Raw genomic sequence first — 13516 nt, forward strand, 5'->3', positions numbered from 1 at the left:
GAATAACATCTGATATCTATATTTTAACATAAAATTCCATAAAACTTCTGTTTTTCATTTTTAAACCACATTATTTTAGAATACAAGTGTTTGTTAAGTTAGCAATAAAAAACATATCGAAGCCTATTACTAAAAGAACCCTCCTAGATTACTTTAGGAGGGTTCTTTTTCTTTATTAATGATTCTTTAACATCACTAACAGCTTCTCTTGGCTATACATCCATACTGTAATGATTAAACAAGCAAGAGCGACTTCTGATAACGCCATAAATCCAATTGCATAATGACCTGTTAGTTGGAATAGTAACGTTAAAATTAATGGTGGGAAGAACCCTCCTAATCCACCTAAAGCTGACACAACCCCATTTACAATCCCTGCTTGCTCAGAGAAGTACATTGGAACAAGCTTAAAGATTGTTCCATTTCCAATACCTGCACAGAATGCGACTAGTAAGCAACCAAACGTATACACGTTCATACTAGGCATGAATGATAAAACAATACCAGATAGTGTTAAGCCGATAAATACGAAGATTAATATTTTAAATGGATTAAATTTATCACCGAGCCAACCACCAATCGGGCGCATCATTGTTGCTAATACGATGAATCCAGCTGTCCGCATGCCTGCATCTACTTTCTCTAATCCGAAGTGAGACACTAAAAAGTTTGGTAAATATACTGTAAATGCAACAAATGATCCAAATGTTAAAAAGTAAAAGATACATAGAAACCAAAGTTTTTCATTTTTATATACACCCTTTATTTGTTCCATTAATGGTGTATTCACCTTTTTTTCCTTACGATCGCCTAATAAAAAGTTCATAAGTGCAAATGCTGCAAGTAAAACTAAATAACACTGTACTGTTGTTCTCCAGCCAACTGATGTCGCAATTACAGGTGCTAAAAATGAAGTAATTGCTGTTCCAGCGTTACCCACACCGTAAATACCATTTACAAAACCGTGACTCTCTTTCGGGAAGTATTTCGGTAGAGAAGTTACTCCTACAGAGAATACAGCACCACCAATCCCTACAAATAATCCACCAATAATTAAATCCATCATAGAATTGGCAACACTAATGTAAAAGACAGGGAATAATAAAAGTATAAAACTAATAAAGAACAATTTTCTTGCTCCGTAACGATTTGTCCAATAACCAATTGGAATGCGAAGAATAGAACCTAAAATAACCGGTACTGCTGTGACCATAGAAATTTGTCCCGCAGTTAATGGAATATCCGCTTTAATATATGGCATTAATGATGATAAGATAACCCATACCATAAAACCGATAACTAGATTAGAAGTTTGTAAACTTAATTGAAAATTAGGACTTTTCATCCTGTTCCCTCCTATGTATGCATAGTTATATTCATTCTCTCCAGCCTAATCACGTCCTAACATGATTAGGCTGAAAAGAATCAACCACCACTTACTGGCGGAATCATTGCTACTACATCGCCAGTTTGAATGATGTCACCTTCATTTGCATACTCTTCATTTATGGCGACCATAACCTCGTTTGAAATTGCTACGTTATATTCCTTAACCAGAAATTCCTTTAGTTCAGTAACCGTAATATTTTCACAATCTATGTGCAAGGCAGGTTTGCTTGCTTCTTCTTGCAAATGTGCAAATAATAGCACTTCAATCATGTTCTCATCTCCTTTTCAGGCTCGCCATTTACATATGCTACTTTCTCTGACTGATCACCTATCCATAACTCACCATCTTCCCAAAACTCTTTCTTCCAAATCGGAACAATTTGTTTTATACGCTCCATAATATATTCGTTCGCCTCATAGGCTGCTTTCCGGTGTGGTGTTGAAACGGCGACAACAACAGCAAAATCAGAAATTTCCAATGTACCAATGCGATGTGTAATTGCTACATATGTCCCAGGCCACTTCTCTTCTACTTCATTACCAATTTTCTCAAGCTGTTTTTCCGCCATTGTTTTATATGCTACATACTCTAAATATAGCGTACGACGTCCTTTCGTAAATTCTCTGACGGTACCAATGAAAGTAGTAACCGCACCACACTCACACCAAATTACTTTGTTTGTAACTTCTTCAATTGAAATAGGTGTATCAATTACTTCATAATACGTATGTGTCATTTTGCACCTCTTACCTTTGTATAAGTTAGCAATCTATTTTTCTATTACTTATATGATCGAAGTGGTTCTTTCCACGGCCACTCACTTCCTATGTTCGATTCCAATAATAATACCGAAACAATTATTCCTGCTTCAAATCCTCTCGTTCCTCCCGGCAGGACGATAAATGCATTCGCCTCTGCAAGTGAAGAAATTGCACTAGATTTATCTAAACCAACTGGTGTAGCTTGCAATTTTCCATCTACACTTTCCACTTTCCCTCGTACAAAACGAGTAAATGGGTTTGCTTTCGGAAAATCTTTCTGTAAAATCGCTTCTGCACGATATGCGTGCGGATCTTTCCTATGCAAATACGTTCCAATGACTGGCCGAACATATAATTCACATCCGACATAACAAGCTGAAGGATTACCAGATAGACCGAATAATAGTTTTCCTTCTAGCTCAGCTACAGTAGTCACGCTTCCTGGTCGCATCGCTATTTTATTGAAAAGTACATTAGCTTGTAATCTCTCATAAATAGCAGGTAAATAATCGTAGTCTCCTACTGAAACGCCACCAGTTGCAATTAAAATATCGACTTCTTTCATCGCTTTTTTTACAGTGTTATAACACGTCTCTAAATCATCAACGAACTGTCCATAATACCGTACAATTCCGCCCGCTCGCTCAATTTGAGCAGCAATCATATAGGAATTACTATTTCGAATCTTCCCCGGTTTAAGCTGTTCATGTACTTCTAAAAGTTCACTTCCTGTCGCTACAATTCCAATAACCGGCTGTTTTACAACATGTACGGAACTATAACCAAACGTAGCAAGAAGCGCCGCTACTCCAGGGTTAATAGAAGTCCCTTTTTTCACAAGTATGGCATTTTGTTTTACATCTTCTCCTTTAAAAGAAATGTTATCACCAGCAGCGAAAGAGCGTTTTAATTTCATATAAGTCTTTTCTTTTTCTTCAAATCCTTCCGTTAGCTCTAACATAACAACCGCATTACATCCTGCTGGAATTGCAGCTCCTGTCATAATACGTACAGCTTGAAATGCTTTCGCCTCTTCTCTAAAAACAGAACCTGCCCCGATCTCACCAATCACTTCAAACTGAATCGGGTTACTGCTATTTGCTTCTTTTGTATCTTCCGCGCGAATCGCAAACCCGTCGTACGGAGAGCGATCGAAATGCGGGACATCATGATCTACAATAACATCTTCTCCAAGCATTCTACCGTAGCTGTCTATAAGAGAAACCTTTTCTATTTCACCTTGATGAGCATACTCCATTATGCGTGCAACTGCTTCTGCTACTGGAATTGGTTTACGTTTTTCTAGCATTCTTTTTTCACCTCGTTTTGATAAGGATAAACTCTCTTTCTGTTCATCCTATATATTTTGCGTATAATCGTTTTGCCATTTTCACATCATTTGTCCCATGAATAAATGCCCTACCGTCTGTAAATAAAACAAAACGATATTCATCTACTAGAAACGATAGTAAATATGGAGTTTTTTTGACACTCACGCTTTTTTGTAAGCGATTTCGAACTTCTTCTAAATTAAGAACTCGCTTTATCCCTGGACGGATTTGAACTGTATTCCGCCCGCATAGCACTTCAGTTTTCATCTGTGATCCAAATGTTAAATTTGGGTAAGTGCGCACATTCCCACAAGATGGACATGTACTTTTCTTCTGCCTATTTACTTTTAATGAGAGATATTGATTGTTCCAAATATCAAATGATAACATCGTTCCCCTTAGCGCCTGAAAATCATTCACCAATATTTTCATCGCTTCTGTCACTTGGTGAGCAACGACCATTTGTACAGCCGGCTGAATGATTCCTGCTGTATCACATGTTGCACCGCCCATAGGATGATCCATTAGGCAGCGAAAGCATGGTGTTTCCCCCGGAAGAATTGTATACGTTACACCGTAACTTCCAATGCATCCACCGTATATCCAAGGTATATTTTCTTTTTGCGAAATGTCATTTATAAGTAGGCGCGTATCGAAATTGTCAGTCGCATCTAATATAAGATCCACTTCTTTTGTTAATTCTTCTATTTCTTGCATTGTGACATCCGTTACAATTGGTACAATTTCTACTTCAGAATTAATCTTTCTTAAATGTTCTGCCGCTGCAATTGCTTTTGGTTTACACTGCTGTGCATCTTCTTCTGTATATAACTGTTGCCGCTGTAAATTACTCCATTCGACGTAGTCACGGTCAGCAATTGTCAATTTCCCAATCCCCATCCTAACGAGCGCTTCCGCATTTGCAGCTCCTAGTGCACCCGCACCGATTAGGAGCACATGTTTTTTTCTTATTTTTCTTTGTCCCATTTCACCAATTCCAGAAAACAATACTTGCCTTGAATATCGCTCTTGCATAGGGAATCCTCCTTTCGCTATCCACCAATATAAGACATTTCAACTTTTGGACGTTTATTTGTACTTTCATCCGTTCTTTCATCCGAATACCGATCTGTTCTGCACTCCCATGTATGTTGGAGAATTTTTAATAATGAAGCATCAGAAATATTTTCTCGAAGAAGCGTTCGCAAATCAGTTCCTTTCGTTCCAAATAAGCACGTAAAAAACTTACCGTCTGCCGAAATACGAGCTCTCGTACAAGAGGAACAAAAAGATTCAGAAACAGAAGTAATAAATCCAACTTCTGCATCGCTCCCTACATATCGATACAATTTCGCAACTTCTCCAAAGTAACGAGGTTTAACAGGCTCAATCGGATATACACGATTAATTTTCTCTATTAATTGTTCCTTCATAATAACTTGTTCAAAGTTCCATCCGTTCGTACTGCCCACATCCATAAATTCGATAAAACGAAGCTGAATTTCTTGTTCTTTAAAATAACGAGCCATTAGAAGAATTTGACTATCATTCATCCCTTTTTTTACGACCATATTTACTTTTACTTCTAATCCAGCTGCTTTTGCTGCTTCAATTCCTTTCAATACAGGTTTTGTACTTACATTTCGTCCATTAATTTTTCGGAAGACATGATCTTCTATCGCATCTAAACTAATGTTTACACGTTTTAATCCCGCTTCTTTTAATGACCTTGCCTGTTTTGCTAAATGAATACCGTTTGTTGTGAGTCCAATATCCTTTAAGCCTTCTAGCTTTGTAAGCCTTGCAATTAACTTCGGTAAATCTTTACGCAATAAAGGTTCACCGCCAGTAAGTCTAATTTTATTAACACCCATACTTATAAATAATCTCGCTAACCTTTCTATTTCATCGAACGTTAATAAAAACTCTTCCTGTAAAAAAGCATAATCAGGTCCGAACACTTCAGCTGGCATACAGTACGTGCACCTAAAATTACAACGGTCAATAACTGAAATACGTAAATCTTGAAGTGGCCGCTCTAAAGAATCTTTCATCTTCTCGTGCATCTATATCCCTTCTTTTCTACTGCAATCATTAGTAAGCTTTCAATTTTTTTATTTGCCTTCATTATAAAAAAGAAGCTACATATTCAATGTGACTTTTCTCACATTACTTTCCCCATTCAAAAATTCTTCACAAATCCGTTCGAATTTTGTTCACATCTCTAGTCCCATTCTCTTTACATACTAAAATTTCTTAAACTAAAAAACTTATATTCGTATAATATAAACCCTTACTATAAGTAGCTTTTTAGACATTTAAGGTCGCTTTTCCTTACGGTCATTGAAATTTTACTTTATTTTCAAAAATATCTCTTGCAATTTCATCATGATTACATCCAAAATAAGAAATATACTGCTTATAAGAAGAAAGGTGATTGCTGTGGCAAACAGTACGGCATTATCCAAAGATTTAAAGGAGTTACTTTCATCTGTTGAATATAAAATGCAAATTAATAAGGGGAGTTTTATTTTTCAAGAAGGTATGGAAGCAACAGAAATTTATATCATTCACTCTGGAAAAGTGCAAATCAGTAAACTTAGTGCTGACGGACAAGAATTAACACTTCGCATTTGTTCACAAAATGATATTATTGGGGAATTAACATTGTTCACGGAAGATGCAAGGTATTTATTAAATTCAAAATGCCTTGAAGATGTTGAAGTAGGCGTTATAAAGCGTGAAGCCTTAGAAAAAGCATTACTCCAAAAACCCGCTCTTGTATTTGAATTTATGAAATGGATTAGTGAACATTTAAGAAGAATGCAAACGAAGTTCCGAGATCTAGTATTACACGGCAAAAAAGGTGCCCTATATTCTACTCTCATTCGAATGACAAATAGTTATGGTGTGTTAAAAGAAAATGGGATTCTCATCGATTTACCATTAACGAATCAAGAACTTGCAAACTTCTGTGCAACTTCGCGTGAAAGCGTAAATCGAATGTTAAATGATTTGAAAAAAAAAGGTACGATTTCTATTCATAAAGGAAAGATTACAATCCATGATTTACAATTTTTAAAATGTGAAATTGCTTGTGAAGATTGCTCTGCCTCTGTTTGTAGCATAGAGTAGCATCTTATTTAGATGCTACTCTTTTTCTCTTGCATACAGTTATTTCCTAAAAAAGACGAGGCCTTCCATTAGACCTCGTTTCATGTTAGTTGCTAACTTCTATTCGTTTACTGTGGCATTATTTTTTCAATTCATTAGGAATACGTCTTCTGTAAATCACATAACTACGGCTTAAGTATTTAATTGGGGCACTAAATACATGGACAAGTCTAGTAAATGGCCATACTGCGAATAGACCCATACCTGCAATTATATGAATTTTAAACCATACTGGTACTTCCATCATATATTCCACTTTCGGTTGGAAAATAAAGAGACTTCGGAACCACGGACCGATTGTTGTACGATAATCAAACCCTTTTGAGTCGATATTTAAAAAGGTTGAAGAAAGTCCCGCTAGCATTACGATTAGTAATAAAATAAGCGCAATATAATCTCCCCTTGTACTCGTTGCAATGATGCGTTTTACTGTTACACGGCGGTACGTTAATATAATTAAACCGATGATAGAAGCAACACCTGCCGGAAGCCCGAAACTAATTGCCATTATATGATACATATGCTCAGAAATACCTATTGAACGGTATACAGACTCTGGAATTAAAATCCCCATAACATGACCACCAATGACGAACATGATCCCAAAGTGGAATAATAGACTTCCGATTCGGAGCATTTTCTTTTCTAATAGTTCACTAGATTTTGACGTCCATCCAAATTGATCATAGTTGTATCTGAAAATATGTCCACCGATAAAGATTGCAAAAATGATATAGGGAAACAATACCCATAGAAATTGATCCATCATTTTGACAACTCTCCTTTCTAATTTGCCTGTATACCCCATGTATTGATAGCGAGTAGAACAGCGGCGAGAATTGGTTCATACATACAGTTTGCTTCTTTTAATTGCCCGTGCAACGCTTGTATATTTTCCGTGTATTTACTCATAATTGGCTCGCTATCTTTTTCATTCGCGTTTGCAAGAAACTCAAGTAGAAGCGGTAAATAATCAGGTAGTTCTTTATCTGTTACGTTAAAACCAGATTTTTGATAATGCTGTTTTAACTCTAATAATTCAATTCCACGCTCTCTTTGTTCACCTGTTTTCATGTAGGTAAGATACATATTTGTCTTCTTTCCAAAGTCGAATGTATAGACGTAAGAATCAATAAGTTGATTGTCTGTTTTATTTAGCGCTTCTTTTATAAATGTTGTAAGTGATGCTCTGATTTCTTCCTGTTCAATTTCTTGAATCTCTTCCTGTAATTCTAGTAAAGCTTCCCTCCAACCTAGTTCAGGATAGGAGAGAAGAAAAGAAGAACAAGAAAAAGCTGTTTGTAAACTTTGTTTCATAGTTTTCTGCCCCCTTTTTTTTAAGAAATTGTCGTACAAGAGCCTGGCCCACCTGCGAAAGATAAACCACAACTTCCTTGTTCGCTATATAAATCTGCAACTTGTTCGCGGTGAGACGTCGGGATAACAAAGCGATCTTTATATTTCGCAATAGCAAGAAGACGATACATATCTTCTACATCCTGTTTCGTTAAACCTAGTTCTTTTAATACAGCTTCATTTGGTTCTTTATTAATTTGCAAAGCTCTCATATGCGTTCGCATAACAGCCATTTTTTTCAATGTTAGACGAATATGGGATTCATCTCCTGCAGTGAGTAAATTCGCTAAATATTGAATTGGAATACGCATATTATCAATAGCAGGGAAAATCTCTTCTGCTTGCCAGTTACTACCTTTCCCCTCCACCATGTTCATAATTGGGCTAAGCGGTGGGATATACCAAACCATTGGCATTGTACGATACTCTGGATGAAGAGGTAGAGCGATTTTCCAATCGATAATCATTTTATAGATTGGCGACTGTTGTGCCGCTTTAATCCATTCTTCAGGAATCCCTTGTTTTTTCGCTTCAGCTGCTACTTCTGGATCATTTGGATCTAGGAAAACAGTAAGCTGAGATTCATATAAATCTTTTTCATTTTCAACAGAAGCCGCTTCTTTTACTTTGTCAGCGTCATATAGCATTACCCCAATATATCGAATACGTCCTACACATGTTTCAGAACAAATTGTTGGCATACCAGCTTCAATACGAGGGAAACACATTGTACATTTTTCAGCTTTATTTGTTTGCCAGTTAAAATATACTTTTTTATACGGACAAGACGATACACAAAATCTCCATGCACGACATGCATTTTGATCCACAAGAACAATCCCATCTTCCTCACGTTTATACATCGCACCCGATGGACAAGAAGAAACGCAAGATGGATTCATACAATGTTCGCAAATACGTGGTAAATACATCATAAAGACATTTTCAAAATCCGTTTTAATTCCTTCTTCCATTTTCTTGACGTTCGGATCTTGTAACCCTGTTATATGTCCGCCTGCTAAATCATCTTCCCAGTTTGGACCCCATTCAATTTTGTCGATAAATTCACCCGTAATTGCTGATTTCGGACGAGCAACTGGTTGATGCTTACGCTGCGGGCTATTTGTTAACGTTTCATAATCATAGTTCCAAGGTTCAAAGTAATCATCAATTGTTGGCTGATCTGGATTGTGGAAAATATTCATAAGACGCTTCATTTTCGAACCGGATTTCAGCTGAATTTCACCATTTTTCAATTCCCAGCCGCCTTTGTATTTCTCCTGATTTTCCCATTGTTTCGGATAACCAATTCCAGGTTTCGTTTCTACGTTATTGAAGTACATATATTCAGCACCTGGACGATTCGTCCAGGTGTTTTTGCATGTTACGCTACAAGTATGGCAGCCGATGCATTTATCTAGGTTCATTACCATTCCGACTTGCGCTTTAATCTTCAAGCCAATCTACCTCCTTCAGTTTACGGATTACAACGTTTAAGTCACGCTGGTTCCCAGTCGGACCATAATAGTTAAATCCATAGCTTAATTGACCATATCCACCAATCATATGCGTTGGTTTAACGTGAATTCGAGTTGGACTATTATGCGTTCCCCCGCGGTTACTTGTTAATTTCGTACCAGGCACGTTAATGTGGCGATCTTGCGCATGGTGCATAAATGCCATTCCTCTCGGTATACGGTGCGTTACGACAGCACGTGCTACAACAACACCGTTACGGTTAAAGCACTCGATCCAATCATTATCAGCAACACCAGCTTCATTCGCGTCATCTTTGTTCATCCAAACAGTTGGACCGCCTCTAAACAGCGTTAACATCGGTAATGAATCGAAGTACATACTATGAATCGACCACTTATTATGCGGTGTTAAATAGTTTAGTGTAATTTCTTTCCCTTCTACTTCAGGTCGTGATTTACGAAACGGTTTATGTTGCAGAATTGGTTTAAATGTTGCCATCGTTTCACCAAACTCTTTCATCATGTCGTGATCTAAGTAGAAAGATTGTCGACCCGTTATTGTTCTCCAAGGAATAAGACGTTCCACATTTGTTGTAAATGGAGAGTAACGGCGTCCACCTTTTTCAGAACCTGTAAAGGCTGGAGAAGTAATTACTGTTTTCGGTTGTGCTGTAATTTGTTCGAATGTGAAGCATTCTTCTTCACGTTCTTCTGCTAAATCACGTAGTTTTAAATCCGTTTGTTTTTCAAGTGCTTCCCATGCTTTTACAGCCATATGACCGTTTGTTGTAGAAGAAAGTGTTAATACCGCCTCAGCAGCATTAATTGCTTCTTTTATATCAGGGCACCCTTTCGCAATAGAATCCGTTCGAACCACTCCTAATCGGCTCTTTAATTGCTCATACTCTTTTTCTGCTGACCAAGAAATGCCTTTCGTACCAATCGGTTGTTTTCCAGTATTTGGCCCAAGCGCTGTCATTTTGTCATAAATCGTTTTATAATCTCGTTCGACAACATGAATTTGCGGCATTGTTTTACCTGGGATCGGTTCACACTCACCTTTACTCCAATCTTTAACCTTACCTAGTGGTTGTGCTAATTCTTGCGGTGTATCGTGAAGAAGTGGTGTTGCAACGACTTCTTTCATTGGTTCAAGATCGATTTTCTTCGCTAAATCTGACACAGCTTTAGAAAGAGCGGTGAAAATATCCCAATCAGAGCGTGCTTCCCACGGTGAACCGATTGCTGGATTAAATGGATGTACAAATGGATGCATATCCGTACTGCTTAAATCATGCTTTTCATACCAAGTTGAAGCAGGTAAGACGATGTCAGAATAGAGCGCTGTTCCAGCCATACGGAAATCTAAATTAATGAGTAGATCAAGCTTCCCTTCTGGCGCTTCTTCATGCCACTTAATTTCTTCTGGTCGTATTGAATCACTATCGTCATTCATTAATCCATTTGTTGTGCCTAATAAATGTTTTAAGAAATATTCGTGGCCTTTACCAGAACTTGAAATTAAGTTGGCACGCCATACGAATAAGTTGCGCGGGAAATTGTTTTTATTATCTGGATCTTCAATCGCAAATTTTAGTTCTTTTTCTTTTAGTTTTTGTGCAACATATTTTCCGATTTCTTCTTGCGTTGTTGCACCAGCAGCAACAGCTTCTTTATATAATTCAATTCCATTTTTCTCGAATGTTGGATAGGAAGGTAACCAGCCAAGTCGTGCCGCTAATACATTGTAATCACCGTGATGTTGATAACGAGAGTTACCCTCAATTGGTGATGCTAAATGTCCAACCGGTGTATCTTCATAACGCCATTGATCTGTTACGAAATAAAAGAAAGATGTACCATTTTGTAATTTCGGTGGCCCTTGCCAATCTTTTGCCATCGCGATCGTTTGCCATCCTTCTGCTGGTCGTAATTTTTCTTGACCAACATAATGCGCCCAACCACCGCCGTTTACACCTTGTGCCCCAACGAGAAGAACAAGATTTAAAACAGCGCGGTAAATCGTATCAGAATTAAACCAATGGTTAATACCAGCTCCCATAATAATCATCGAGCGGCCATTCGTATCAACAGCATTTTGTGCGAACTCACGAGCGATTTGAATAATAAGCTCTCGTTTCACTCCTGTCATTTTCTCTTGCCATGCAGGTGTAAATGGTACATCGTCATTGAAATCTTTCGGCTCTTGTCCGCCGAGCCCTCGGTTCACGCCGTAATTTGCTAACGTTAAGTCGTATACAGTTGTAACGAACACTTCGCCTTCTTCTGTCATAATTTTTTTCACTGGAATTGTACGTTCCAATACTTTATTTCCATCATCTGAGAAGTACGGAATTTGTACCGTTCCCACAGCGTCTTCCATTCCAAGTAAAGAAAGACGTGGATCAATCTTTTCACCTGTTTGTTCATCTTCTAAACGCAAGTTCCATTTCTTTTCATTATCCCAACGTGACCCCATTGTGCCGTGAGGTGTTGCAAAATCTTTCGTGTTCTCGTTCCAAAGAACAGGCTTCCATTCTCCCAACTTTGTTTCTCGTCCAATATCAGTAGCATTTAAGAAACGATCAGCGACGAATTGATCTCCTTTTTGTTTCAATGTGACAAAGAAAGGAAAATCAGTATATTGCTTCGCATACTTTGTGAAGTATTCCACTTGATTATCTACGTAAAATTCTTGTAAGATCACATGCCCCATTGCCATCGCAAGTGCACCGTCTGTACCTTGTTTCACACTAATCCAATCATCCGCAAACTTTGTAGACTCGGCGAAGTCAGGACTTACAGAAACGACTTTCGTTCCTTTATATCGAACTTCGGCTAAAAAGTGTGCATCTGGCGTTCTCGTCATCGGTACATTTGAACCCCATGTCATAATGTAACCAGAGTTATACCAGTCACTACTTTCTGGTACATCTGTTTGATCCCCCCAAATTTGCGGAGAAGCTGGTGGTAAATCCGCGTACCAATCATAGAAACTAAGCATCGGCCCACCCATAAGTTGCATAAAGCGGCTACCCGCAGCGTGACTTAACATCGACATAGCTGGAATTGGTGAAAAACCAACATTGCGGTCTGGACCGTATTTAATTACTGTATAAAGTAAAGAAGCTGAAACAAGTTGTAATACTTCATCCCAATTCGCTCGGATGAATCCGCCTTTACCGCGCGCCTGCTTATACTTGCGTGCCTTTTCAGGGTTTTCCACAATGCTTTTCCAAGCATCTAATGGTGACTCGTTATTTTGTAGTTCTTCTTGCCACATTTCCCAAAGCACACCACGTACATATGGATATTTCACACGAAGTGGGCTATAAATGTACCAAGAAAAACTTGCCCCACGCGGACATCCTCGTGGTTCAAAATCAGGCATATCAGGACCTGTTGTTGGATAGTTAAGCTCTTGTCCTTCCCATGTTACAATTCCATCTTTCACATAAATGTTCCAGCTACAAGAACCAGTACAGTTCACACCGTGTGTAGAGCGAATAACTTTATCGTGCTGCCAACGCTTTCTGTACACATTCTCCCATTCGCGATCTTCATATGTTTCTTGTGTATGATTATCGTTATAACGATCTATTGGTGAAAAATATTTTAAACGTCTCATTAGTGCTGAAGGTTTCTTCTTCATACTGTTCACTCCTTTAATACGTCTCTCTTACATACCCTTACTATAAGAGAGGTTGTAAAATACAGATGTGACATTTCGCACAGTTCAAGAGATTGTCAAAAATTCATAAAAAATAAGTTTGAAAGAAAATCTTCGTATACAAAGGTTACTTTGTTCCCTTGTGAAGGTTTATGGTCAATCGTGATTATTAGGAGCATAGTATTTGGAGGATTAATCTTTTTTTGCAAAAGAAAAAACGCAGGAAAAGTTCCTACGTTTTTCTCTATAAATATTTTAAATAGAGTTTTGATATTATTTCAAAAATACTATAAGGAAACGATTATAAATTGTATGTAAGGAATTTATTTTCTTCAACGATACTATTTTATATCAAG

The 13516-nt window shown here is 37.7% G+C and carries 11 protein-coding genes; 1 reads left to right on the forward strand and 10 read right to left on the reverse strand.

What is annotated here, in order from left to right:
• Window positions 1-175 precede the first annotated feature (175 nt).
• The 6 genes from narK to moaA all read right to left on the reverse strand — a co-directional run bounded on the left by narK (window position 176) and on the right by moaA (window position 5548).
• Window positions 176-1345: a nitrate transporter NarK gene (narK, locus tag MHH66_RS15865; RefSeq protein WP_002031603.1), complete on the reverse strand. Its 1170-nt coding sequence runs from the start codon at window positions 1343-1345 to the stop codon at window positions 176-178.
• 80 nt (window positions 1346-1425) lie between these two features.
• Window positions 1426-1659 carry a molybdopterin converting factor subunit 1 gene (gene moaD / locus MHH66_RS15870; RefSeq protein ID WP_016126837.1) on the reverse strand — a complete coding sequence of 78 codons (234 nt, stop codon included), beginning with the start codon at window positions 1657-1659 and terminating at the stop codon, window positions 1426-1428.
• A complete protein-coding gene (locus tag MHH66_RS15875; RefSeq protein ID WP_078184785.1) occupies window positions 1656-2126 on the reverse strand; it encodes a molybdenum cofactor biosynthesis protein MoaE in 471 nt (156 codons plus the stop codon). Before MHH66_RS15875 ends, moaD begins: the two co-directional genes overlap by 4 nt.
• Window positions 2127-2170: 44 nt before the next feature.
• The gene (locus MHH66_RS15880; protein ID WP_078184784.1) at window positions 2171-3460 is read right to left on the reverse strand and encodes a molybdopterin molybdotransferase MoeA; all 1290 of its coding nucleotides are present in this window, start codon (window positions 3458-3460) and stop codon (window positions 2171-2173) included.
• Window positions 3461-3503: 43 nt separating this feature from the next.
• A complete protein-coding gene (locus tag MHH66_RS15885) occupies window positions 3504-4517 on the reverse strand; it encodes a molybdopterin-synthase adenylyltransferase MoeB (RefSeq protein ID WP_002031598.1) in 1014 nt (337 codons plus the stop codon).
• Window positions 4518-4534: 17 nt separating this feature from the next.
• Window positions 4535-5548: a GTP 3',8-cyclase MoaA gene (gene moaA, locus MHH66_RS15890; RefSeq protein ID WP_078184783.1), complete on the reverse strand. Its 1014-nt coding sequence runs from the start codon at window positions 5546-5548 to the stop codon at window positions 4535-4537.
• 376 nt (window positions 5549-5924) lie between these two features.
• Here moaA and MHH66_RS15895 point away from each other — a divergent pair, with 376 nt between their 5' ends.
• Window positions 5925-6617: a Crp/Fnr family transcriptional regulator gene (locus tag MHH66_RS15895; RefSeq protein ID WP_002189419.1), complete on the forward strand. Its 693-nt coding sequence runs from the start codon at window positions 5925-5927 to the stop codon at window positions 6615-6617.
• A 118-nt stretch (window positions 6618-6735) separates the two neighbouring features.
• Here MHH66_RS15895 and narI read toward each other — a convergent pair whose 3' ends face one another.
• The 4 genes from narI to MHH66_RS15915 are packed head-to-tail and all read right to left on the reverse strand — an operon-like array spanning window position 6736 to window position 13142.
• Entirely contained in the window at window positions 6736-7425 is a 690-nt protein-coding gene (gene narI / locus MHH66_RS15900) for a respiratory nitrate reductase subunit gamma (protein WP_002031592.1), read from the reverse strand.
• A 17-nt stretch (window positions 7426-7442) separates the two neighbouring features.
• Window positions 7443-7973 (reverse strand): nitrate reductase molybdenum cofactor assembly chaperone, encoded by a 531-nt coding sequence (gene narJ, locus MHH66_RS15905; RefSeq protein ID WP_016126833.1) that lies wholly within the window; start codon window positions 7971-7973, stop codon window positions 7443-7445.
• A 20-nt stretch (window positions 7974-7993) separates the two neighbouring features.
• Window positions 7994-9469: a nitrate reductase subunit beta gene (gene narH / locus MHH66_RS15910; protein WP_063217698.1), complete on the reverse strand. Its 1476-nt coding sequence runs from the start codon at window positions 9467-9469 to the stop codon at window positions 7994-7996.
• A complete protein-coding gene (locus MHH66_RS15915; RefSeq protein WP_078184782.1) occupies window positions 9459-13142 on the reverse strand; it encodes a nitrate reductase subunit alpha in 3684 nt (1227 codons plus the stop codon). The genes narH and MHH66_RS15915 overlap by 11 nt, the downstream gene beginning before the upstream one ends.
• Window positions 13143-13516: the final 374 nt, after the last annotated feature.

It is taken from the genome of Bacillus sp. FSL H8-0492, assembly GCF_038006145.1.
In the GTDB taxonomy this organism is placed as follows: Bacteria; Bacillota; Bacilli; order Bacillales; family Bacillaceae_G; genus Bacillus_A; species Bacillus_A mycoides.

Bases quoted from the DNA above. Each gene is read 5' to 3' on its own strand.
- narK (WP_002031603.1), bottom strand. From the start codon at position 1,345: ATGAAAAGTCCTAATTTTCAATTAAGTTTACAAACTTCTAATCTAGTT.
- moaD (WP_016126837.1), bottom strand. From the start codon at position 1,659: ATGATTGAAGTGCTATTATTTGCACATTTGCAAGAAGAAGCAAGCAAA.
- MHH66_RS15875 (WP_078184785.1), bottom strand. From the start codon at position 2,126: ATGACACATACGTATTATGAAGTAATTGATACACCTATTTCAATTGAA.
- MHH66_RS15880 (WP_078184784.1), bottom strand. From the start codon at position 3,460: ATGCTAGAAAAACGTAAACCAATTCCAGTAGCAGAAGCAGTTGCACGC.
- MHH66_RS15885 (WP_002031598.1), bottom strand. From the start codon at position 4,517: ATGCAAGAGCGATATTCAAGGCAAGTATTGTTTTCTGGAATTGGTGAA.
- moaA (WP_078184783.1), bottom strand. From the start codon at position 5,548: ATGCACGAGAAGATGAAAGATTCTTTAGAGCGGCCACTTCAAGATTTA.
- narI (WP_002031592.1), bottom strand. From the start codon at position 7,425: ATGATGGATCAATTTCTATGGGTATTGTTTCCCTATATCATTTTTGCA.
- narJ (WP_016126833.1), bottom strand. From the start codon at position 7,973: ATGAAACAAAGTTTACAAACAGCTTTTTCTTGTTCTTCTTTTCTTCTC.
- MHH66_RS15915 (WP_078184782.1), bottom strand. From the start codon at position 13,142: ATGAAGAAGAAACCTTCAGCACTAATGAGACGTTTAAAATATTTTTCA.